We start from the raw sequence: 23,689 nt of genomic DNA, 5'->3' as shown, positions 1-23,689 counted from the left end.
CCTCTACAGCTGTCCGACGGACGTCACGCGGACGACTGCGCGCCCCTCCTCGTCGGAGGCCGCGAGATCCACCTCCGCGCCGATGCCCCAGTCATGGTCGCCGTTCGGGTCGGCGAAGGTCTGCCGGACGCGCCACAGGCCGTGCGCCGCGTCCTCCTCGATGGCCAGCAGCTTCGGGCCGCGCGCGTCCGGTCCCGTACCGAGGTCGTCGTACTCGTCCCAGTACGCGTCCATCGCCTCGCCCCACGCGTCCGCGTCCCAGCCGGACTCCGCGTCCAGCTCGCCGAGCGCGTCCACGTTGTCCAGGGCGGCCAGCTCCACCCGGCGGAACAGGGCGTTGCGCACCAGGACCCGGAAGGCGCGGGCGTTGGCCGTGACCGGCTTGACCTGGTCGGCCTTCTCCTGGGCCTCCTCGGCCGTCTGGACCTCCGGATTGGCCAGCTGCTCCCACTCGTCGAGGAGCGAGGAGTCGACCTGGCGGACCATCTCGCCCAGCCAGGCGATCAGGTCCTCCAGGTCCTCGGTCTTCAGGTCGTCCGGGATGGTGTGGTCCAGCGCCTTGTACGCGCTCGCCAGGTACCGCAGGACGATGCCCTCGGTCCGCGCCAGCTCGTACCACGAGGTGAACTCGGTGAAGGAAAGCGCCCGTTCGTACATGTCACGGATGACCGACTTCGGCGACACCGGGTGGTCGCCCACCCACGGGTGCGACGTCCGGTAGACGTTGTACGCGTGCCAGAGCAGCTCCTCCAGCGGCTTCGGGTACGAGATCTCCTGGAGCCGCTCCATCCGCTCCTCGTACTCGACGCCGTCCGCCTTCATCCTCCCGACGGCCTCGCCGCGCGCCTTGTTCTGCATGGCGGCGAGGATCTGGCGCGGGTCGTCGAGCGTCGACTCGACCACGGACACCATGTCCAGGGCGTACGAGGGGGATTCGGGGTCGAGCAGGTCGAACGCGGCGAGCGCGAACGTCGACAGCGGCTGGTTGAGCGCGAAGTCCTGCTGGAGGTCGACCGTCAGACGGATCGTCCGGCCCTCCGCGTCCGGCTCGTCCAGCTGCTCCACCACGCCGCCGTCGAGCAGCGAGCGGTAGATCGCGATGGCCCGGCGGATGTGCCGCAGCTGCGCCTTGCGCGGCTCGTGGTTGTCCTCCAGGAGCTTGCGCATCGCCTCGAAGGCGTTGCCCGGCCGGGCGATCACCGAGAGCAGCATGATGTTGGTGACCTTGAAGCGCGAGGTCAGCGGCTCCGGCTCGGCCGCGATCAGCTTCTCGAACGTCGTGTCGCTCCAGGCGACGAAGCCCTCCGGGGCCTTCTTGCGGACCACCTTGCGGCGCTTCTTCGGGTCGTCGCCCGCCTTCGCGAGCGCCTTCTCGTTCTCGATGACGTGCTCGGGGGCCTGCGCCACGACCAGACCGGCCGTGTCGAAGCCGGCCCGGCCCGCCCGGCCCGCGATCTGGTGGAACTCACGGGCGCGCAGCGTCCGCACCCGGTTGCCGTCGTACTTGGTGAGGGCCGTGAAGAGCACCGTGCGGATCGGCACGTTCACGCCCACGCCCAGCGTGTCCGTCCCGCAGATCACCTTCAGCAGACCGGCCTGCGCCAGCTTCTCCACCAGCCGCCGGTACTTCGGCAGCATGCCGGCGTGGTGCACGCCGATGCCGTGGCGCACGAACCGCGAGAGGTTCTGACCGAACTTGGTGGTGAAGCGGAAGTTGCCGATCAGCTCGGCGATCTTGTCCTTCTCCTCGCGCGTGCACATGTTGATGCTCATCAGCGACTGCGCGCGCTCGACGGCCTGCGCCTGCGTGAAGTGCACGATGTAGACGGGCGCCTGCTTGGTCTCAAGGAGTTCCGTCAGGGTGTCCGTGATGGGCGTGAGCCGGTACTCGTACGACAGCGGCACCGGCCGGGTCGCGGAGCGGACCACCGAGGTCGGCCGGCCCGTGCGCCGGGTCAGGTCCTTCTCGAACATCGACACGTCGCCGAGCGTCGCCGACATCAGCACGAACTGCGCCTGGGGGAGTTCGAGCAGCGGGATCTGCCAGGCCCAGCCCCGGTCCTGCTCGGCGTAGAAGTGGAACTCGTCCATGACGACCTGGCCGATGTCGGCGTACTTGCCGTCCCGCAGGGCGATCGAGGCCAGGACCTCCGCCGTGCAGCAGATCACCGGCGCGTCCGCGTTCACGGAGGCGTCGCCGGTCAGCATGCCGACGTTCTCGGTGCCGAAGAGCTTGCACAGGTCGAAGAACTTCTCCGACACCAGCGCCTTGATCGGCGCGGTGTAGAAGGTCACCTGGTCGTTCGCGAGCGCGGTGAAGTGCGCACCCGCCGCGACCAGCGACTTTCCCGATCCGGTGGGGGTGGACAGAATGACGTTCGCACCGGAGACGACCTCGATCAGCGCCTCTTCCTGGGCCGGGTAGAGCGTGATGCCCCGCTCCTCGGCCCAGGAGGAGAAGGCCTCGAAGAGGGCGTCGGGGTCGGCGGTCGGCGGCAGCTGGTCGATAAGGGTCACGCCCCCATCTTGCCTGGATTCCGTCCGGAGCAGGGAACCGGCCACCGGCGGTGTTGATCACGAGCGGTAGGCTCGTCCGTCGACCGGGCGCCAACCGAGCGCCGGCAGGGGAGAAACGGGGCGGGCCAACCATGATGGGACCGGCGCACTCGCTGTCCGGAGCGGCGGCCTGGCTGGGGGTCGGAGCGGCCGCGGCCGCTTTCGACCGGCCCATGCCCTGGCCGGTCCTCGTCGTCGGCGCGCTCATCTGCGCGGGCGCCGCCCTCGCCCCCGACCTCGACCACAAGTCCGCGACCATCTCGCGTGCCTTCGGACCCCTCTCCAAGTGGCTGTGCGAGGTCGTCGACAAGCTGTCGTACGCCGTCTACAAGGCCACCCGCTCCAAGGCCGACCCCCGCCGGACCGGCGGCCACCGGACCCTCACCCACACCTGGCTCTGGGCGGTCCTGGTCGGCGCCGGATGCTCCGCCGCGGCCGTCTCCGGCGGCCGGTGGGCGGTCCTCGCGATCCTCTTCGTCCACCTGGTCCTCGCCGTCGAGGGCCTGCTCTGGAAGGCCGCCCGGGTCTCCAGCGACGTCCTGGTCTGGCTGCTCGGCGCCACCAGCGCCTGGATCCTCGCGGACGTCCTCGACGACCCCGGCAACGGCGCGAACTGGTTCTTCACCGGCCCCGGCCAGGAGTACCTGTGGCTCGGCCTGCCGATCGTCCTCGGCGCCCTCGTCCACGACATCGGCGACGCCCTGACCGTCTCCGGCTGCCCGATCCTCTGGCCCATCCCCGTCGGCCGGAAGCGCTGGTACCCGGTCGGCCCGCCCAAGGGCATGCGCTTCCGGGCCGGCAGCTGGGTCGAGCTGAAGGTCCTCATGCCCGCCTTCATGCTCCTGGGCGGCCTCGGCGGAGCCTCCGCGCTCGGCTACATATAGCCCCGCCCGTACGGGGGAGGGCCCGCACCGGATCGCCGGTGCGGGCCCTCGCGCATCTCCTACGGCCGGTCACCCGTGCCAGGACCGCCACAGCGCCGCGTACGCCCCGTCCGCCGCGACCAGTTCGTCGTGGCTGCCCAGTTCGCCGATCCGGCCGGACTCGACCACGGCGATCAGGTCGGCGTCGTGCGCGGTGTGCAGCCGGTGCGCGATCGCCACGACCGTGCGCCCGTCGAGGACCCGGCCCAGGGACCGCTCCAGATGGCGGGCCGCCCGCGGGTCGAGCAGGGAGGTCGCCTCGTCCAGGACCAGGGTGTGCGGGTCCGCCAGGACGAGCCGGGCCAGGGCGATCTGCTGGGCCTGCGCCGGGGTCAGCGCCCGGCCGCCCGAGCCGACCTCGGTGTCCAGGCCCCCGTCGAGGCCCCGGGCCCAACCCTCCGCGTCCACGGCCGCGAGCGCCGCCCACAGCTCGGCGTCGCCGGCCCCGGCCCGGGCGAGCAGCAGGTTGTCCCGGAGGGAGCCCACGAAGACGTGGTGCTCCTGGTTGACCAGGGCCACGTGTTCGCGGACCCGCTCGGCGGGCATCCGCGCCAGCTCGGCCGCGCCGAGGGTGACCGAACCGGCCCGGGGGGCGTAGACGCCCGCGAGCAGCCGCCCCAGGGTGGACTTGCCCGCCCCCGACGGGCCGACCAGGGCGATCCGGGTGCCCGGCGCCACCGTCAGGGACACGTCGTGCAGCACGTCGACGCCCTCCCGGTAGCCGAACCGCACCTCGTCCGCCCGCACCGTCCGGCCCTCGGGCCGCACCGCCCCGTCGCCCGCCTCCGGCTCGATGTCCCGGACGCCGACGAGCCGGGCCAGGGACACCTGCGCGACCTGGAGCTCGTCGTACCAGCGCAGGACGATCCCGATCGGGTCCACCAGCATCTGCGCGAGCAGCGCACCGGTGGTCAGCTGCCCCACGTCGATCCAGCCCCGGAGCACGAACACCCCGCCGATCAGCAGCACGGCGCACAGCACCGTCATGTGGGTGAGGTTGACGACGGGGAAGAGCACCGAGCGCAGGAAGAGCGTGTACCGCTCCCAGGCGACCCATTCCTTGATCCGCCGGTCCGACAGGGCGATCCGGCGCCGGCCGAGGCGGTGCGCCTCGACCGTGCGGCCCGCGTCGACGGTCTCGGCGAGCGCGGCGGCCACCGCCGCGTACCCCGCGGACTCCGAGCGGTACGCCGACGGCGCCCGCTTGAAGTACCACCGGCAGCCCACGACCAGGAGCGGCGCGGCGAGCAGCACGGCGAGGGCGAGCGGCGGCGCGGTCACCGCGAGGCCGCCGAGCAGCAGCCCCGCCCACACGACGCCGATGGCCAGCTGGGGCACGGCCTCGCGCATCGCGTTGGCGAGCCGGTCGACGTCCGTGGTGATCCGGGAGAGCAGGTCGCCGGTCCCGGCCCGTTCGAGCACGCCCGGCGGCAGCCCGACCGCGCGCACCAGGAAGTCCTCGCGCAGGTCCGCGAGCATCTCCTCGCCGAGCATCGCCCCGCGCAGCCGGACGAGCCGCACGAAGACGGTCTGGACGAGGAGCGCGCCCGCGAACAGCGCGACCGTGCGCTCCAGGTGCAGCTCGCGGGCCCCGGCCGCCAGGTCGTCCACCACCGAGCCCAGCAGGTAGGGAGCGACCATCGAGGCGATCACGGCGACCGCGTTCACCCCGACGAGCAGGGCGAACGCCCGGCGGTGGCGGCGGAGCAGGTCGCGCACGTAGGCGCGGACGGTCGCGGTCGCGGCGACGGGCAGCGTCGTCGCCGTCGTCGGGGCCCCCGGGTCGTACTCCGGCGGAGCCAGGCCGATCATGCCGATTCCCCTTCCAGTGCCTTCTGCCCTTCCAGTGCTTCTTCCGCTTCCGGCGCCTTTTCCGTTTCCAGCGCGTCGAGCGCGTCCCCGGGAGCGGGAACGGCGGCCCGCTCCTCGTCCGTCTCCCGGGTGACGACCGCACGGTAGCGGGGCTCCCGGGCGAGCAGCTCGCGATGGGTGCCGACCGCGACCGCCGCGCCCTCGTGCACCAGGACCACCCGGTCGGCCCGGTCCAGGAGCAGCGGCGAGGAGGCCAGGACGACGGTGGTGGCGCCCGCGCGCAGGCCGGCTATCCCGGCGGCCACCCGCGCCTCGGTGTGCGCGTCGACCGCCGAGGTCGGCTCGTCCAGGACCAGTACTTCCGGGTCGGCCACCAGGGACCTGGCGAGCGCCAGGCGCTGGCGCTGCCCGCCGGAGAGCGACCGGCCCCGCTCGGTGATCCGGGTGCGCATCGGGTCGCCGCCGGTGTCCACGGAGGCCTGGGCCAGCGCGTCGAGGACGTCCTCGCAGCGGGCGGCGGCCAGCGCGTCCTCGGCCCGCACCGCGCCCGAGGCGGGCACGTCGAGCAGTTCGCGGAGGGTGCCGGAGAGCAGCACCGGGTCCTTGTCCTGGACGAGGACGGCGGTACGGGCGGCCTCCAGGGGCAGTTCGTCGAGCGGGACCCCGCCCAGGAGCACCGAGGTGTGGTCCGCCTCCGGCTCGGCCGGGTGGCCGCCGAGCCGGTCCGCGAGCCGCCCGGCCGCGTCCGGGTCGCCGCAGACGACGGCGGTCAACAGACCGGCCGGGGCGCGCAGCCCGGTCAGCGGGTCGTACAGGTCGCCACCGGCCTTCGGCTCCCCGTCCCCGGCGTCCGTGGTCACGGTCGTCGTGGTCCGGGTCAGCGCGAGGACCCGGGCGGCCCGCTTCGCGGACGGCCGGGAGAAGGAGAACGCCATCGCGATCTCCTCGACGTTGCGCAAGGGGTGATGGGTCAGGGCCACGGCGCTGTAGACGGTGACCAGTTCGCCGACCGTGATCCGCCCGTCGAGCGCGAGCCGGGCCCCGTACGCCACCACCACGATGAGCAGGACACCGGGCAGCACGACTTGGATCGCGGCGATCAGCGCCCACATGCGGGCGCTGTGCACGGCCGCCCGGCGGACCTCCTGGGAGGCGGCCCGGTAGCGGCCGAGGAACAGCTCCTCGCCGCCGATGCCGCGCAGCACGCGCAGCCCGGCGACGGTGTCGGAGGCCAGCTCCGTGGCCCGGCCCGCCTTCTCGCGCTGGACGTCGGCCCGGCGGGTCGCGCGGGGGAGGAGCGGCAGCACGGAGAGGGCGAGGACCGGGACGCCGACGGCCACCACGGCGCCCAGGGCCGGCGCGTAGACGACGAGGCCCACGCAGACGGCCACCAGGACCACGGCGCCCGCCGCGAACCGCGACAGGGCCTCGACGAACCAGCCGATCTTCTCGACGTCGCCGGTGGAGACGGCGACGACCTCGCCCGCGGCGACCCGCCGGGTCAGGACCGAGCCCAGCTCGGCGGTCTTGCGGGCCAGGAGCTGCTGCACCCGGGCGGCCGCGGTGATCCAGTTGGTGACGGCGGTCCGGTGCAGCATCACGTCGCCGGTCGCGAGCGCCGCGCCGAGGAGCGCGAGCAGCACCCCGGCGAGCGCGAGCCGGTCGCCGTCGCGGTCCACCACCGCCTGGACGGCGAGCCCGACGCCGAACGGCAGCCCGGCGATGCCCAGATGGTGCAGCAGCCCCCAGAGCAGGGACTTCACCTGCCCGCCGAGCTGCTGACGGCCGAGCCAGACGAGGAACCGCGTGCCCGAACGGACGTCGGGTACCCCGGGATCGGCGTAGGGAAGATCTCGAATCTGCATGGCGTCCCAGGGTCTCCGGGTCGGGCGGGGGAAACGCGCGCCGGAGGATGTGCGGCGGCGTCGGAAACCGTGCAAGGTTCGCTTTTTCCCCGGGAACCGGCAAACGATTTTCCACGCGGAGGGAACAGATCCGGCCATGGCCGTGCCCGGCCCCCTTCGCGTACGGGGCCGGGCACAGGACGTTCCCTCAGACCGGTTTCACCGAGTCCACGCCCGACCGGGCCCGCTGCCACTCCCCGCGAGTGAAGTCAGGGATCTCCTGCGGCGCCCCGCCCGCCTTGATCGAGGCGTGGCTGAGCGGCAACGGGGCCGTCCAGACGGCGGCGTCGTACACGTCGAAGTCCGGCACGAGTCCCTCCCGCAGGCACTGCGCCAGGCGGTACACCATGAGGTAGTCCATGCCGCCGTGCGCGCCCGGCGGGTCGGCGTGCTCCTTCCACAGCCAGTGGTCGAACGCGGCGGCGTAGGCCGAGAAGTCGCCCCACTGGTCGTCCCGGTGGTCCGGTTCCAGATAGATCCGGGGCGGATAGTCCTCGAAGACGCCCCGGGTGCCGCCCAGGCTGTTGACCCTGCTGTACGGGTGCGGGGTGGAGACGTCGTGTTCGAGACGGATCACCCGCCCCTTCGCCGTCCGGACCAGGCTGACTGTCCGGTCGCTCCCGATGTACGTCTCCTTCCAGCTCGGGTCGCCGGGCGGCACGTGCTCCTTCCGGTACTCGGCGAGGGCGAGCGCCGGGGTGCCGAGGCTGCTGATGCTCACGGCCCGGTCGCCCCGGTTGACGTCCATGTAGTTCGCGACCGGGCCGAAGCCGTGGTTGGGGTAGAGGTCGCCGCGCAGCCGCGTGTGCCACAGCCGGCGCCAGGGCCCCTCGTAGTACGTCGGCGAGAACATCAGGGCGCGCAGGTCGTGGTGGTACGCCCCCGCCCCGTGCAGGAGCTCGCCGAACTTCCCCGCGTGCGCCATCCGCAGCACCCGCATCTCGTTCCGGCCGTAGCAGCAGTTCTCCAGCTGCATGCAGTGCCGGCGGGTCCGCTCCGAGAGGTCGACCAGCTCCCACAGCTCGTCGATCGTCAGGGCGGCCGGGCACTCCACGCCGACGTGCTTGCCGTTCAGCATCGCGGACCGGGCGATCGCGAAGTGGCTCTCCCAGGGGGTGGCCACGTACACGAAGTCGAGGTCGGTGCGGGCGCAGAGGTTCGCGTAGTCCTCCTCGCCGTTGACGTACAGGGCGGGGGCCGGGCGCCCGGCGGCGACGACCTGCGCGGCGGCCCGCTCGGCCTTCGCGCGCACCGGGTCGCAGACGGCGACGACCCGCACCCAGGAATGGGCCAGGAAGTGGCCGATCATGGCGGCGCCCCGGTTGCCGAAGCCCACGATCCCCACCCGGACCGTGGAGCGGGCGTCGAAGGGGACGCCGGCCATGGTGGCGCCCCGGCGTGCCGGTGCGGCGGCGGGGGCTGCATGGGCCGCCCCGGTGCCGGCGGCGGTGAGACCGAGCCCCGCCCCGGCCGCTCCGGCGGTGGTCCTGAGGACCTCGCGGCGGCTCGGGGCGTGCGGCGTCTGCTCGTTCACGGAACCTCCCGGAGCCGGAGTCGGACAGTCGGACTGTACGTTCCGGCTCCGGCGCGGTGCCGTACCGCCCGTCGCGCCTCACCCGAACGTACCAAGGTCTCCACCGCCCGGGGCTTCCGGGGGTGCTGACGGCTGGTCAGGGGCGCGTGGCGCGCTCCAGGGCGATCAGCGCCGACACGTAGGTGCGGCCCGTCGCCCGGTCCATCCCGATCTCGCACATCCGGTTGGCCGAGAGGTGCGCGTCGAACGGCCGGGCCGTGACCTCGGCCGCCTCCCGTGCCGTCGCCGACGCCGTCAGCTCCGGGTGCAGCATGCCCCGGTCGCCCGCGAAGGCGCAGCAGCCCGCGTCGGCGGGCACCACGACCTCCTCCGCGCAGGCACCGGCCAGCGCGGTCAGCCGGTCCTCGTCGCCCAGGTGCCGCATCGAGCACGTCGGGTGGACCACGGCGGAGCCGACCCGGCGGCGCACGTCGAGCCGGGGGAGCAGCTCGTCCGCCGCCCACACGAGGGAGTCCACCACCGTCAGCCCGGCGTGCAGCTCCCGGTTCTCCTCCGTCAGGTACGGCACCACCTCGCGCGCGATGCCGAGCGCGCACGAGGAGGCGTCCACGACGAGCGGCAGCCGCCCGCCCGCCGTCCAGCCCCAGGCCGCCTCGACGATCCGGTTGGCCATCACCTCGTCGCCCCGCTCGTACCCCTTGGAGTGCCAGATCGTGGCGCAGCAGGTGCCGGCCACGTCGTCCGGGATCCACACCGGCCGCCCGGCCCGCGCCGACACCGCGACGACGGCCTCGGGCAGCGAGGGGCCGGGCTCGCCGTCCGGGCCGCCGAAGATCCGGTTCACACAGGCCGGGTAGTAGACGGCGACCGCCGCCGGGCGGTGGGTGCGGGGCAGCCGGCGCGGCGCGGCGCCGGGGACCTCCGGCAGCCACTCCGGTACGAGGTCGGGGCGGACCGCCCGGCGGGCGAGACCGGTCACCGACTCCACGACCCGGTCGCCGAGCCGGTCGGCGGCGGCGACCGCGAGCCGCGCGGAGGCCTCCACGGCCCGGAAGTTCCTCGCGGCCAGGGCGGCGATCCGCTCCTCGCGCGGCGAGTGCCGCTCGTGCCGGAACTCCTTCATCAGCGCGCCCGTGTCGATGCCGACCGGGCAGGCGAGCGCGCACGTGGAGTCCCCGGCGCAGGTGTCGACGGCGTCGTACCCGTACTCCTCCAGGAGCCGGGTCTCGACCGGCGAGCCGTCGTCCTGCCGCAGCATCTCCCGGCGCAGCACGATCCGCTGGCGGGGAGTGGTCGTCAGGTCGTGGCTGGGGCAGGTCGGTTCGCAGAAGCCGCACTCGATGCACGGGTCGGCGATCCGCTCCACGGTCGGGATCGTCTTCAGACCGCGCAGATGGGCCTGCGGGTCGCGGTCCAGGACGACCCTCGGGGCCAGCACCCCGGCCGGGTCGAAGGCCTCCTTGATCCGCCACATCAGCTCGGTCGCCCGCGTCCCCCACTCCAGCTCCAGGAAGGGCGCGATGTTGCGGCCGGTGGCGTGCTCGGCCTTCAGGGAGCCGTCGAAGCGCTCCACGGTCAGCTTGCAGAACTCGTCCATGAAGGCCGCGTACCGCTCGACGTCGGAGGGGTCGGCCGCGTCGAACGCGAGCAGGAAGTGCAGGTTGCCGTGGGCCGCGTGACCGGCCACGGCCGCGTCGAAGCCGTGCCGCTCCTGGAGGTCGAGCAGCGCGGCGCAGGCCTCCGCGAGCCGGGCCGGCGGCACCGCGAAGTCCTCGGTGATCAGGGTCGTGCCGGAGGGGCGCGCACCGCCGACCGCCGTCACGAACGCCTTGCGGGCCCTCCAGTACCCGCCGATCCGCCCCGGGTCGCGGGTGAACGCGTTCTCCACGGACGCCACCGGAGCGGTCAGGTCGAGCCCGGCGAGGACGGCGTCCGCCGCCCGCTCGTACGCGTCCAGGGCCGCCGCGTCCGGGGCCCGGAACTCGACCAGGAGCGCCGTGGTGTCCTTCGGCAGCTCCGCCCAGTCGGCGGACACGCCCGCCACGCCGACCGAGGCCCGCAGCGTGTTGCCGTCCATCAGCTCGACGGCGATCGCCCCGGCGTCGTTGAACAGCGGCACGGCAGCGGCGGCGGCCGGCAGCGAGGGGAAGAAGAGCAGGGCCGTGGAGACCTCGCGGTCCAGCGGCAGGGTGTCGAAGACGACCTCGGAGAGGAAGCCGAGGGTGCCCTGGGAGCCCACCATGAGGCCCCGCAGGATCTCGACGGGCGTGTCCCCGTCGAGGAAGGCGTCGAGCCGGTAGCCGTTGGTGTTCTTGAGGGTGTACTTGGCCCGGATGCGGGCGGTCAGCTCGGCGTCCGCCTCGATCTCGGCCTTCAGCGCGAGCAGTTCGGCGCAGAGCGCCGGTTCGGCGCGCGCCAGCTCCTCGTCGGCGTCCGGGTCGGCGGTGTCGACCACGGTGCCGCTCGGCAGGACGGCGGTGAGCGAGGCGACCGTCCGGTAGGAGTTGCGGGCCGTTCCGGCCGTCATGCCCGAGGCGTTGTTGGCGACGACCCCGCCGATCGTGCAGGCGATCGCGCTGGCGGGGTCGGGGCCGAGGACCCGCCCGTACGGGGCGAGCGCCGCGTTGGCCCGGACGACGGTGGTGCCGGGCCGGATCCGGGCGCGGGCGCCGCCGTCCAGGACCTCGACGCCGGCCCAGTGGCGGCGCACGTCCACCAGGACGTCCTCGCCCTGGGCCTGCCCGTTGAGGCTGGTCCCGGCGGCCCGGAAGACGACCTCGCGGCCCTTGCCGTGCGCGTACGACAGGACGGCGGAGACGTCGTCCAGGTCCTCGGCGACCACGACGACCTGCGGGACGAAGCGGTAGGGGCTGGCGTCCGAGGCGTAGCGGACCAGGTCGGAGATCCTGCCGAGGACCTTCCCGGGGCCGAGGAGCGCGGTCAGCTCCTCGCGCAGCCGGCGCGAGGTCCCCTTGGCGTGCAGCGCCGGGACCCGGTCCGGGGCCGGGGTCCGCTCCCGACCGGGACGGAGGGCCTGCGGGTCCGGTTCCAGCAGCGGCATGTCACGGCTCCCCTTCGGCGCGATCCCGTCCCCGAGGGGTCAGCAGCCGCCCTCCGGGCCGGGGTCGACCAGGGCGGTCAGCAGGCCTCCGAGCACCTCGCGCTGTTCGGCGGTCAATGGAGCAAGGATGTCCTCTGCGGCCGCCCGGCGCGCGCTGCGCAGCTCCCGCAGCGTGGCGCGGCCCGCGTCGGTGAGCTCGATCCGGATCACGCGGCGGTTGTCCGGATCGGGTGCCCTGCGCACCCGCCCGGCCGTCTCCAGGCCGTCGACGAGGCTGGTCACCGCCCTGGGGACGACTTCCAGGCGGGCCGCGAGGTCGGCCATCCGGGGCGGCTCCCCGAAGGCCGCGACCGTGCGCAGGAGCCGGGACTGCGCGGGGGTGATGCCGACCGGCTCCAGATGGCGCTTCTGGATGCGGTGCAGCCGGCGGGTGAGCCGGAGCAGCTGCTCGGCGAGGAGCCCGTCGGCGTCGGAGGCACCGGGGACGCCGGGGGTGCCGGGGACGCCCGCGCGGTCCGGAGCGCCGGCGTCGTCCGCGCGGGCGGGGACACCACCGGCGTCGTCCGCGCGGGCGAGGGCGTCCGGATCGCTCGTACGGTCGGTAGTGCTCATGACGGGAACAATATCAGGACGCCGTTCATTGTGAGCATAGGTAACAGTGACCTATGCTCTGATCGACGCCGAATCCACCGAAGGAGCCCATGCGCCCCCACGACGAGTCCGAATGGACGCCCCCACCCCGTGATCCGGGAGAACCGGAGGAGCCCGCCCAGGTGCGGCGCATCCTGCGGCTCTTCCGCCCCTACCGCGCGCGCCTGGCGCTCGTCGGCCTCCTGGTCGGCGCCGCCTCGCTCGTCACGGTCGCCTCGCCGTTCCTGCTCAGGGAGATCCTGGACGTCGCGATCCCCCAGGGCCGCACCGGCCTGCTCGGCCTGCTCGCCCTCGGCATGATCGTCGCCGCCGTCCTGACCAGCGTCTTCGGCGTCCTCCAGACCTTCATCTCGACCACCGTCGGCCAGCGCGTCATGCACGACCTGCGCACCGCGGTCTACGAGCGGCTCCAGCAGATGCCGCTCGCCTTCTTCACGCGCACGCGTACCGGCGAGGTCCAGTCCCGCATCGCCAACGACATCGGCGGCATGCAGGCGACCGTCACCTCCACGGCCACCTCCCTCGTCTCCAACCTCACCTCCGTCGTCGCGACCGTCGTCGCCATGCTCGCCCTCGACTGGCGGCTCACCCTCGTCTCGCTGCTCCTGCTGCCGGTCTTCGTCTGGATCAGCCGCCGCGTCGGCCGCGAGCGCAAGCGGATCACCACCCGGCGCCAGAAGCAGATGGCCGCCATGGCCGCGACCGTCACCGAGTCCCTCTCGGTCAGCGGCATCCTGCTCGGCCGCACCATGGGCCGCTCCGACTCGCTGACCAGGTCCTTCGCCGAGGAGTCCGAGCGCCTGGTCGACCTGGAGGTGCGCTCCTCCATGGCCGGGCGCTGGCGGATGTCCATCATCGGCATCGTCATGGCCGCCATGCCCGCCCTGATCTACTGGGCCGCCGGCCTGGCCGTCGGAGCCGGCGGCACCGCGATCTCCCTGGGCACGCTCGTCGCCTTCGTCTCGCTCCAGCAGGGCCTCTTCCGGCCCGCCGTCAGCCTGCTCTCCACCGGCGTGCAGATGCAGACCTCCCTCGCGCTCTTCCAGCGCATCTTCGAATACCTGGACCTGCCCGTCGACATCACCGAGCCCGCCGACCCGGTCCGGCTGCCGGAGATCCGCGGCGAGGTCTCCTTCGAGAAGGTCGGGTTCCGGTACGACCCCGAGGCCCCCGGCCGCGCCACCCTGGACGGCGTCGACCTGACCGTCCCCGCCGGCGGCAGCCTGGCCGTCGTCGGCCCGACCGGCTCCGGCAAGTCCACCCTCAGCTACCTGGTGCCCCGGCTGTACGACGTCACCGAGGGGCGCGTCACCCTGGACGGCGTCGACGTGCGCGACCTGGACTTCGACACCCTCGCCCGCGCGGTCGGCGTCGTCTCCCAGGAGACGTACCTCTTCCACGCCTCCGTCGCCGACAACCTGCGCTTCGCCAAGCCGGACGCCACCGACGAGGAGATCGAGGCCGCCGCCCGCGCCGCCCAGATCCACGACCACATCGCCTCGCTCCCCGAGGGCTACGACACCCTGGTCGGCGAGCGCGGCTACCGCTTCTCGGGCGGCGAGAAGCAGCGCCTCGCCATCGCGCGCACCATCCTGCGCGACCCGCCCGTGCTGATCCTCGACGAGGCGACCAGCGCCCTGGACACCCGGACCGAGCACGCCGTTCAGCGGGCCATCGACGCCCTGTCGGCCGGCCGCACCACGATCACCATCGCCCACCGGCTCTCCACCGTCCGCGACGCCGACCAGATCGTCGTCCTGGAGGAGGGGCGGATCGCCGAGCGCGGGACGCACGAGGAGCTGCTCGCCCGGGACGGGCGGTACGCCGCCCTGGTCCGCCGGGACGCCCGCACGACCCCGGAAGCCGAACAGGCGAACGTGGGAGCGGTTGTTCCCCGGAGCGCGTGATCGCCCCGGGAATCATGGCCCCACTCCCGTACGGAGCCGGAGGGTCACGGAGTGCGAGCGACGGGCTGCAGACCGCGACCGCACGCGTCCCACTGAAGTACCTGTACGAGGAGGAGCACCACCATGAACGTCATCACCGATCTGCTCGCCGGCGTCCTGCACTTCCTGGGCCGGCTCGTCTGACGATCGCAGTGACCGGCGCCGTGTGCGCGGGGTCCGTACGGGCCGGTTCCGTGTGCGCCCCCGGCACACCGACCGGGCGGGAACGGGTCAGCCCGCCGGGACGGCGGCCCGCTCCCTCTCGCGGCGCAGGAGCCGGCGGACGCCGGAGACCGCCGCGCGCCCGGCCCGGTTCGCGCCGATGGTCGAGGCCGAGGGGCCGTAGCCCACGAGGTGGACGCGCTCGTCCCGTACCGCGCGCGTGCCCTCCACCCGGATGCCGCCGCCCGGCTCCCGCAGCCGCAGCGGGGCCAGATGGTCGATCGCCGCCCGGAAGCCGGTCGCCCACAGGATCACGTCCACGTCGACGCTCCGGCCGTCGTCCCAGGCCACCCCGGTCGGGGTGATCCGGTCGAACATCGGGAGCCGGTCCAGGACCCCGCGCGCGCGTGCCTCCCGGATCGCGTCGTTGAGGGGCAGCCCGGTGACCGAGACGACGCTCCGCGGCGGCAGCCCGCGCCGTACCCGCTCCTCGACGAGCGCGACGGCCGCCCGCCCCTCCGCCTCGCCGAACGGGCCCTCGCGGAAGACGGGCTCGCGCCGGGTCACCCAGAACGTGTCGGCGGCGACCTCCGCGATCTCCATCAGGTGCTGGGTCCCGGAGGCCCCGCCGCCCACCACGAGCACCCGCTCGCCCGCGAACTCCCGCGGGCCCGGGTATCCGGCGGTGTGCAGCTGACGGCCCCGGAAGGTTTCCTGCCCCGGGTAGCGCGGCCAGAAGGGGCGGTCCCAGGTGCCGGTGGCGTTGATCAGGGCCCGGGTCCCGTAGACGCCCTCCGAGGTCTCCACCCGCAGCCGCCCGTCCTCGCCCTCCCGGACGGCGGTCACGTCCACGGGCCGGTGGACCCGCAGGCCGAAGGCCTGCTCGTACGCGTCGAAGTAGCCTCCGATCACCTCGGAGGAGGGGCGCGCGGGATCCGCGCCGGTCAGCTCCATCCCGGGCAGCGCGTGCATCCCGTGGACCTTGCCGTACGTGAGGGAGGGCCACCGGAACTGCCAGGCGCCGCCCGGGCGCGGGGCGTGGTCCAGGACGACGAAGTCCCGGTCCGGCTCCAGGCCGTTGCGCCGCAGGTGGAAGGCGGCGGAGAGCCCCGCCTGCCCGGCGCCGATGACGACGACGTCCACCGCGCGCACGTTCCCGACCGCCGCTGCGTCCCTCACAAAATCGTTCACGTTTCTACCAACCGGGGCGGGAGTGCGGATCTTCCCGCCCCACCCCGCCGGCGGCTCCTGCCGGCCGCCTTCACCGGCCGCAGGTGGTCGCCGAAGCGGCGCTGCTCGGCAGAGTCGCCGCCGGTCACCACGTTGAGGAGGAGCCGGCCCCGGGTGATCCGCTGGTACGGGGACGCCATCTGGGCCGCGAGCACCGGCGAGATCACCCCCGGCCGGAACGCCACCAGGAACTTCAGGCGCTCCATGTGCCGGGCGAGCGCGACCGCGGTCAGCCAGGCGTCCTCGCACCACGTGCCGGTCGGGGTCAGCACCGCCTCGAAGCCCAGCTGCTCGGCGGCCTTGGCGATCTGGGCCAGATAGTCGATGTCGGGCGCGCGCACCCCGGACACGGCCCGGTCCCGGGTGATCCCGCCGTCCGTGTACGCGTGCCGGTCGACGAGGGTCCGGCCGTCGCCGCCGGTCGGCAGGAACCAGTGCGGATGGACGCTCATCAGGGGGCCTTTCCGTAGGCGGCGCACATGCGGTGGTCAGGGCGTCAGGGGCACGAAGAGCGTGTCGGAAGAACCGATCGGACAAGCGGACCGGGATGACCGGTCCGAGAAATCGATCGGGACAACCGACAGGAGAAACCGGTCGGGGGAACCGAGAAGAACGCGTCAGGGACGCGGAGAGCGGTGAAAGGGCGTCAGCGGCCGCGGCGACACGCGGCGGAGGCCACCCGCGGCAGGTCGATGTGACCGCGCGTGGTGAGCAGGGCTGTACGCAACATGGCGCGAACGTAGCGGCCGCCCGTACAGGGTCAACGGTTTCTCGGAGGTCGGACGTGCAGTCCCAAGGACTGGAACGGGGTGTGCCCTGTCCCGTGTTCGGCCCCCCCGAACACGGCCCGGGACGGAACCGATTGCGGCATTCGCGGAACGCCGGAGCCGTGGCCGGGCCAGAATGAACGCCGGAGTTCGTCGAACGGGGGACACTGTGGCATCGCGGCGTGCGCGCGCGTGGGCCGGGGCGGTTCTGCTCGGCATCGGCCTGGTCGCCCTGGGCGTCCTCTTCTTCCGTGCCGGACTGGAGTCCGCCGATCGTCTGGCCAGTGTCATCGGGGTGTTCGTGGGAATCGTCGGCCTGGCGCTGGCCGCCTACGGAACGGCGCAGACGCGCCGTACGCCGTCCGCCCCGCCCGCCGGGCACCAGGGGGACGCCACCGGCGCCACCGACGTCACCAACGTCATCCGCGACGCGACGGTGGGCGGATCGGTCCGTCAGGGGCGGGACATGACGTTCGGACGGGGACCCTGCGGAGGCGCCCCGCAGGCCGGCGGCGTCTCGAACTCGGTGGAGAACTCGACGGTGCGGGGCGATCTCACGCAGTCCCGCGACACCTTCGGCGAGGCATCGCCTCCCGACGGCGGCGGACGAACGGACGCGTGACCTCCGGAGCCACGCGCCCGCGTGCGAGGACCGTCACCGACGAGGAGAGGCGAGACGTATGGACCTGCGGAAGGAGGAGGACTCCGGCACCCGCAACGACCTCAGGGGGAAGGTCTACGGCGACGTCACCCAGATCGGGACCGTCGTCAACCCCCCGCCGCGCAAGAGGTGGTTGTTGCTCGTCGGCCTGCCCGTCCTCGCCGCGCTCGCGACGGTGGGCGGCGTCCTGGCCGCCGGGCGGGGGGACGCCGGACCGCTCCCCGCCGACGGCGAGGCGGTGAAGACCGAGGCCGTGGCCGACACCACCACGAACAACTGGGAGTGCGGCGACTCCGCGGTCGTGCCCGGTCTCCGGGTCGGAGCCGAAGGCCTGCCCGTGGTGCGCGCGTTCCCCCGCGACGGTGTCCAGGCCGACAGAAGCGTCATCACGGTCACCCTCCAGGGGACCACGCAGGAGGAACTCGTCCTGACCGGGGCACGCACGGTGATCGTTTCCCGACGTCCGCCCGTCGAGGGGACGCACCTGGCCGCCGTCTGCGCGTCGGAGGTCCCCGTCCGCGCCTTCGAAGTCGACCTCGACATCGACGGCGCCCCCCTGGTGCCCGTCCCCGACCCCCGCCCGAAAGCCCCGAAGAAGACCGTCACGGGATGGCCGTACGCCATCAAGGAGGGGGACGCGGAACATTTCGTCATCAGCCCGAAGACCATGAAGTACGACACGGAGTTCCGCATCGTCGTCCGCTGGAGCAGCGGCGGGTCCAAGGGGGAGGTCGTCCTGGACGACCACGGCAAGCCCTTCCGCTACACCGCCACCACCGCCGCCGATCCGCTGTGCGCGGTCCCCGGTCAGGACGGGGGCTACCGCTATCTGCCGGCGGCGTCACCGCGCTGCCCGGGAAAGAGCTGATGCGCGCCGCACCGGCCGCGCAGGGCCGGTTCCGCCCCCGCCGCGGCGGACGGTTCCTGGCCCCGGTGGCGGCGGTTCTCCTCCTGGTGCCGGCGTGCCAGGGATCCGAGGGCTCCCGGAAGGACCGCGAGCCGGACCCCGCGAGCATCCAGTGGGTCCGGGTGCCCCAGGAGGACACGTCGTACGTCTTCCACGGCCTGCAGCCCCTCCAGGTCACCGCGACCTCGACGGAGTTCCTCGTCCTGGGCATCCCGTACCGGAGGACGGGCGGGCTCTACGGTTCCCGGGACGGCCGGACCTGGTACGAGACCGGCCCCGAAGCGGCGTTCGTGGACCGTGTCGCCGCGACCGCCGACGGCGCCACCCTGGCGGGCACCGTGCCGAACGCCGACACGGTCGTGCCGGCCGTGTGGCGGTCCACCGGGCGGGGGAAGTGGGGCCCCGCGGAGATCCTGGCCGGCGGCGGCCCGTCCGACGAGGTGCTGGGCCTGGCCCGGGGCCCCCGGGGCACCGTCGTGGTCGCGCACGACGGCGGACCGTTCGGCGAGGAGGAACCTTCCGACGACTCCTACCGCGGCGAGTCCCTGCGTCTGTGGACCGCCGCCGACGGCGGGTCCTTCGGCCGGCCCCACGTGGTGCCCTGCCCCGCGCGGCCGGCCCTGGAGCCCCAGGTGTCGGTCCTCGCCGACGCGCACGGCTTCGTCGTGTCGGCGCAGTGCACCGACGACGCGTTCGAGTCGAAGCGCGTCGTCCTGACCTCCGCCGACGGCACGGCCTGGAAGAGCCGTCCCGAGCTCTTCCGGGGAGAGCTGAACGGCGCCGGGGCGACGGGCCCCCGTGGCAGCGTCCTGATCAGCCACCCCGAGAGCAGCGACGAGGAACCGGGCGTGTACGTGTCCACCTTCTGGAGCCGCGGCGGCGAGGAGACCTGGACCGCCGGTGAGCCGATGGACGTGGGCCGCCTCCCCGACCGTGGGGTCACCCCGCGGAAACTCCAGTCCGTCAACGGGGTGAGTGCCGTCACCGGTGGCTACGTCGCCTCGGGCCGGTCCCTCGACGCCCTCCACGGGCAGCCCGTCGGCGCCCTGTGGACGTCGGCGGACGGCCGGCGCTGGACCAAGGCGCCCACCGGGAAGAACCTCTTCCACGAGGTCTACGACCTGTACGGTGCCGCGGAACTCGACGGAACGGTCATCGCGCTGGGCGTGGGAGCCGCGCCCGACAGTAGCGAGGAACCCGCGCCGACACGTCTCTGGATCGGCCGCTACGGGGCCCGGCCCGCACTCGGCCGGCCGTCGGGGCTCGCGCCCTTCGTGGGGACCTGGACATGGAGCCACGGCAGCATCGTGATCGATCCCGAAGGGCGGTTCACCTACCGGTGGCGTCTGTACCGGGACTGCGCCACGGAACCCGCGCCGTGCGACAACGGACCGGAATGGGGCGGGAAGGCGACGGGGAAGCTCGCGCCCGACGCCTCGGGACGCCTCCGCGGCCGCCTGGAGACGACGAACAGGCCGGACGAGGAGGGCTACCGCGAGAACGCGGCCGTCGAGCTGCGGCGGGAGCCCTACGAGGCGATCCGGATGACCGTGGCGGGCCGACCGCACGGGATCTTCTGCTCGGGGGGAGAGGCGGACTCCCGCTGCGTCGTCTCCCACGGATGACCCCCGCCGCCCCGTTCGCGGTCGGGCGCGCGTCCTGCGTAACCCCGGGCCGTCCCGCACCACCTCCTCGCTCCGCGTGCCGCCCCCGCACCGCATCGGCCGCACGGGTTACGGTGCGCGGGCGATCCGCGCCCGGCCGGGGCGCCTCGCCGACCTTCCGGCCGCCACCCGGTACGGCCCCCGCCCCACGCCCACGCCCCCAACCCGCGACCGAGGAGCACACACCCCATGACCGACCCCGACCGGCACTACCCCTACCCCGACGCCCTCCGGCCGGACGCGGAGCCCGCGCCGCACCCGCTGCTCGCGCCGGTCCTCGGGCTGCTGGGGGTCTGGAGGGGCCGGGGGCGGGGCGGGTATCCGTCGCTCGGTGAGGACTTCGCGTACGAGCAGGAGGTAGTTTTCAGCCACGACGGGCGGCCCTTCCTCCAGTACGAGACACGGGCCTGGCTGATCGACGGGGACGGCGCCCCGCTGCGGCCCTCGGCGCGGGAGAGCGGCTGGTGGCGGCTCCGGGCGGAGGGGCGCGTCGAGGCCCTGATCACCCAGCCCACCGGCATCGCGGAGCTCTCCGTCGGCCGCGCGGACGGCGCCACGGTCGACCTCGCCACCCACGAGGTCGCCCTCGCCCCCACCGCCAAGCAGGTGGACGCCACCCGCCGCCGCTACACCCTCGCCGACCCGGACACCCTCGACTTCGTCCACGACCTCGCGGCCGTCGGCCGGCCGCTCCAGCACCACCTGGGCGCACGGCTCCACCGGACCGCCTGAGACCGGAGGCCCCCTTCGGTCGTGCGCGCCGGTCCCGCACAATACGGAAATGAGCGATGACGACCCGTACCTGTGGCTGGAGGAAGTCTCCGGCGACGCCGCCCTCGCGTGGGTGGCCGAGCGGAACGCCGAGACGGCGGAGGCCCTGACCGCCGACCCCGGGTTCACCCCGCTGAAGGAGCGCCTGCGGGAGGTGCTCGACGCCTCGGACCGCATCCCGTACACCACCCGGCGCGGCGCGCACCTCTACAACTTCTGGCAGGACGCCGAGCACGTGCGCGGAGTATGGCGGCGCACGACCCTTGAGCAGTACCGCAAGGACGAGCCCGAGTGGGAGGTCCTCCTCGACGTCGACGCGCTCGCCGCCGAGGAGGACGAGAAGTGGGTGTGGAGCGGGGCGTCCGTGCTCCGGCCCGACCACGACCGGGCCCTGGTGGAGCTGTCGCGGGACGGCGCCGACGCCACGGTGGTCCGCGAATTCGACCTGACCACACGGGAGTTCGTCGAGGACGGCTTCCGGGTTCCGGAGGCGAAGACGCAGATCGACTGGATCGACGCCGACACCGTCTTCGTCGGCACCGACACCGGACCGGGCTCCCTGACCGACTCCGGCTACCCCCGCACGGTCCGCCGCTGGCGGCGCGGCACCCCCCTCGAAGAGGCCGCGACGGTCTTCGAGGCCGAGGCCGGGGACGTGTCGGCCTGGGGCTACCACGACGACACCCCCGGCTTCGAACGGGACTTCGTCGGCCGCTCCCTGGACTTCTTCCGCGGCGAGACGTACCTCCTGGAGTCCGACGGGACGCCCGTACGGATCGACGTGCCCGACGACGCCTCCGCCTACGCGCACCGCCGGCACCTGATCGTCACCCCGAGGTCCGCTTGGCTGGGGCGGCCGAGCGGCTCCCTCCTGGCGTTCGACTTCGACGCCTTCCTCGCGGGCGACCGCGCCCACGAGGTCCTGTTCACCCCCGACGAGCGGACCGCCCTCGCCGGGCACTCCTGGACCCGCCACCACCTGATCCTGGAGACGATGCGCGACGTCGGCACCCGCATCGAGGTCCTCACCCCGGCCGACGAGGGCCCCTGGCGCCGCGAACCCCTCGTCGGCGTCCCGCCCCTCTCCGCGGTCGACGTCGTCGACACGGACCCGGACGTCTCCGACGAGTACTTCCTCGACGTGTCGGGGTTCCTCCAGCCCTCCACCCTCCACCGGGGGAGCGTCGGCGGGGACGCGGAGGTCCTCAAGCAGGCCCCGGACCGCTTCGACACGACCGGCCTGACCGTCGCCCAGCACTTCGCGACCTCCCGGGACGGCACGCGCGTGCCGTACTTCGTCATCGGCCCCGACCGGGTGGCCACCGGCCCCGGCCCCACCCTGCTCTACGGCTACGGCGGCTTCGAGGTCTCCCTCACCCCCTCCTACAACGCCGTACGGGGCCGGGCCTGGCTGGAGCATGGCGGCACCCACGTCATCGCCAACATCCGGGGCGGCGGCGAGTACGGCCCCGCCTGGCACCAGGCCGCACTCCGCGCCGAACGGCCGCGCGCCTTCGAGGACTTCGCGGCCGTCGCCGAGGACCTGGTCGCCCGGGGCGTCACCACCCCGGACCGGCTCGGCGCGGTGGGCGGCAGCAACGGCGGCCTGCTCATGGGCGCGATGCTCACCCGGTACCCGGAGCTGTTCGGCGCGATCGTCGCGCAGGTGCCGCTCCTCGACATGACCCGCTTCCACAAGCTCCTCGCGGGCGCGTCCTGGATCGCCGAGTACGGCGACCCGGACGACGAGGCCGACCTGCCGCACCTGCGGGACCTCTCCCCGTACCACCGCGTCGAGGCGGACCGGACCTACCCGCCCGTCCTCCTGATGACCTCCACGCGCGACGACCGCGTCCACCCCGGCCACGCCCGCAAGACGGCGGCGCGGCTCCGGGAGCTCGGCCACCCCGTCCTGTTCCACGAGAACACCGGCGGCGGCCACGCGGGCGCGGGGGACAACGAGCAGGCCGCCCACAACAGCGCCCTCCTGCACACCTTCCTGTGGAAGAACCTCACGCCCGCCCCCGGTGGCCTCACAGCCACCCCGAGCGCTGCGCCTGGAGCGCCATCTGGAACCGGCTCGTAGCACCGAGCCGGGCCATCAGGACCTGGATCCGGCGGAAGAGCGTGCGGCGGCTGATCCCGAGCTCCCGGGCGACCACGTCGTCGCCCGCCCCGGCCGCGAGGAGCCGGAGCAGCCGGCGGTCGGCGGGCAGCAGCCCCGCCGGCCGCACCGAGCGGCCGTGCAGGGGCAGCGCGCTCCGCCAGGTCTGCTCGAAGAGCGCCACGAGCGCCGAGAGCAGACCGCACGGCTGCACCACCAGCATGCTGTTGTGGACGTCGGCCTCCCGGATGGAGAGCGACACCAGCGCGTACGCCTCGTCGATGACCAGCAGCTTCACCGGCACCGACGGCAGCACCCGCGCCTGCTCGCCCGCCTCCACGCACGGCTCGATCGACTCCTCCAGCTGCCCCGGGAACTCCAGGGACGCCTGCGAGTAGACGACCCGCTGCGTCACCCCGCGCGCCAGGGTCGCGAGGGCGTCGTCGGTGGCGCCCGGCAGCGGGAAGTACGGGGGCGAGTCCAGCTGCCGGATCTGCTCCCGCGCGCTGGCCCAGGCCTGCCGCATCCGGGGCCCGACCGCCTCCCCGGTCACCACCTCGACCAGGTCGTCGTGGTACGCGGCGAGCCGCTGCCGCCGGAACGCCTCGAACGCCCCGCCGACCGTGATCCGGGACTCGTCCAGCTCGGCCGCCCGGTGCCGGCCGAGGATCTCCAGACCCGCCGCCGGGGGCACGGGCGCCACCGGGTCCCCGCCGTCCGCGACCGCGCTCGCCAGACCCGCGTCGACCAGCTCGCCGTACGCCGCCGCGAGCCCGTCGCCCGCCAGGCCGGCCGCCGCGCCGATCGCGCCCAGCGGCGCGGGCCCGAGCTCCAGGAGGTGCGGATAGAGCCGCCGGGCCCCCTCCCCGATTCCCAGGAGCCGCAGCGCCTCGCCGAGCTTCGCGTCGTTCGCCATGCCCGCATTATCGGCGCCCGCCGCACCCCGCCGTGTCCGATCCGTGCCACTGGCGGACCCCGGCCGCCGACGGGCGCCGATCGCAGTACCGTCCGGGAGCCGCCGACGCACGGCGGCCGT

The 23,689-nt window shown here is 73.8% G+C and carries 15 protein-coding genes and 1 pseudogene; 7 read left to right on the top strand and 9 right to left on the bottom strand.

Translation table 11 applies throughout. The annotated features are described in order from the left end of the window. Positions 1-3: 3 nt before the first annotated feature. A complete protein-coding gene (locus tag CP977_RS04910) occupies positions 4-2,517 on the bottom strand; it encodes a DEAD/DEAH box helicase (protein ID WP_062757912.1) in 2,514 nt (837 codons plus the stop codon). A gap of 131 nt (positions 2,518-2,648) precedes the next feature. Here CP977_RS04910 and CP977_RS04905 point away from each other — a divergent pair, with 131 nt between their 5' ends. Beyond that, positions 2,649-3,440: a metal-dependent hydrolase gene (locus tag CP977_RS04905; RefSeq protein ID WP_062757909.1), complete on the top strand. Its 792-nt coding sequence runs from the start codon at positions 2,649-2,651 to the stop codon at positions 3,438-3,440. A 69-nt stretch (positions 3,441-3,509) separates the two neighbouring features. Here the strand turns inward: CP977_RS04905 and CP977_RS04900 are convergent, their stop codons facing one another. The 5 genes from CP977_RS04900 to CP977_RS04880 form a co-directional block, all read right to left on the bottom strand. Continuing rightward, complete coding sequence (locus CP977_RS04900; RefSeq protein WP_062757907.1) at positions 3,510-5,291, bottom strand: ABC transporter ATP-binding protein; 1,782 nt, start codon at positions 5,289-5,291, stop codon at positions 3,510-3,512. Continuing rightward, complete coding sequence (locus CP977_RS04895; RefSeq protein WP_152369681.1) at positions 5,288-7,156, bottom strand: ABC transporter transmembrane domain-containing protein; 1,869 nt, start codon at positions 7,154-7,156, stop codon at positions 5,288-5,290. The genes CP977_RS04900 and CP977_RS04895 overlap by 4 nt, the downstream gene beginning before the upstream one ends. 187 nt (positions 7,157-7,343) lie before the next feature. After that, positions 7,344-8,729: a Gfo/Idh/MocA family protein gene (locus CP977_RS04890; protein ID WP_152369680.1), complete on the bottom strand. Its 1,386-nt coding sequence runs from the start codon at positions 8,727-8,729 to the stop codon at positions 7,344-7,346. 136 nt (positions 8,730-8,865) lie between these two features. After that, complete coding sequence (locus tag CP977_RS04885) at positions 8,866-11,790, bottom strand: FAD-binding and (Fe-S)-binding domain-containing protein (RefSeq protein WP_152369679.1); 2,925 nt, start codon at positions 11,788-11,790, stop codon at positions 8,866-8,868. 39 nt (positions 11,791-11,829) lie between these two features. Then, entirely contained in the window at positions 11,830-12,402 is a 573-nt protein-coding gene (locus CP977_RS04880; protein WP_079131404.1) for a MarR family winged helix-turn-helix transcriptional regulator, read from the bottom strand. 89 nt (positions 12,403-12,491) lie between these two features. Here CP977_RS04880 and CP977_RS04875 point away from each other — a divergent pair, with 89 nt between their 5' ends. Further along, entirely contained in the window at positions 12,492-14,348 is a 1,857-nt protein-coding gene (locus tag CP977_RS04875) for an ABC transporter ATP-binding protein (RefSeq protein ID WP_062757898.1), read from the top strand. Between the two features lie 270 nt (positions 14,349-14,618). Here CP977_RS04875 and CP977_RS04870 read toward each other — a convergent pair whose 3' ends face one another. Next, entirely contained in the window at positions 14,619-15,701 is a 1,083-nt protein-coding gene (locus CP977_RS04870; protein ID WP_152371506.1) for an NAD(P)-binding domain-containing protein, read from the bottom strand. Positions 15,702-15,820: 119 nt separating this feature from the next. After that, positions 15,821-16,231, bottom strand: a pseudogene (locus CP977_RS04865) (LLM class flavin-dependent oxidoreductase); the annotation flags it as partial. 484 nt (positions 16,232-16,715) lie between these two features. On the opposite strand from CP977_RS04865, the gene CP977_RS04860 reads away from it, so the two are divergent. The 5 genes from CP977_RS04860 to CP977_RS04840 all read left to right on the top strand — a co-directional run bounded on the left by CP977_RS04860 (position 16,716) and on the right by CP977_RS04840 (position 22,635). Then, positions 16,716-17,168 carry a hypothetical protein gene (locus CP977_RS04860; protein WP_152369678.1) on the top strand — a complete coding sequence of 151 codons (453 nt, stop codon included), beginning with the start codon at positions 16,716-16,718 and terminating at the stop codon, positions 17,166-17,168. Between the two features lie 58 nt (positions 17,169-17,226). After that, positions 17,227-18,075, top strand: coding sequence for a hypothetical protein (locus CP977_RS04855; protein ID WP_152369677.1), 849 nt, complete (start codon positions 17,227-17,229; stop codon positions 18,073-18,075). Beyond that, on the top strand, positions 18,075-19,739 hold the full coding sequence (locus tag CP977_RS04850; RefSeq protein WP_152369676.1) for a hypothetical protein: 1,665 nt from the start codon (positions 18,075-18,077) through the stop codon (positions 19,737-19,739). The genes CP977_RS04855 and CP977_RS04850 overlap by 1 nt, the downstream gene beginning before the upstream one ends. A 228-nt stretch (positions 19,740-19,967) precedes the next feature. Then, a complete protein-coding gene (locus tag CP977_RS04845) occupies positions 19,968-20,510 on the top strand; it encodes a heme-binding beta-barrel domain-containing protein (protein WP_062757888.1) in 543 nt (180 codons plus the stop codon). A 49-nt stretch (positions 20,511-20,559) separates the two neighbouring features. Beyond that, on the top strand, positions 20,560-22,635 hold the full coding sequence (locus CP977_RS04840) for a prolyl oligopeptidase family serine peptidase (protein WP_152369675.1): 2,076 nt from the start codon (positions 20,560-20,562) through the stop codon (positions 22,633-22,635). Here the strand turns inward: CP977_RS04840 and CP977_RS04835 are convergent. Beyond that, complete coding sequence (locus CP977_RS04835; protein WP_062757884.1) at positions 22,583-23,569, bottom strand: helix-turn-helix domain-containing protein; 987 nt, start codon at positions 23,567-23,569, stop codon at positions 22,583-22,585. The two genes, CP977_RS04840 and CP977_RS04835, sit on opposite strands and share 53 nt — an antisense overlap. Between the last annotated feature and the right edge of the window lie 120 nt (positions 23,570-23,689).

Source organism: Streptomyces cinereoruber (assembly GCF_009299385.1).
GTDB lineage: Bacteria > Actinomycetota > Actinomycetes > Streptomycetales > Streptomycetaceae > Streptomyces > Streptomyces bikiniensis.
The sequence above is the reverse complement of the archived record's forward strand: the minus strand, read 5'-3'. Positions and strand labels throughout refer to the sequence as shown.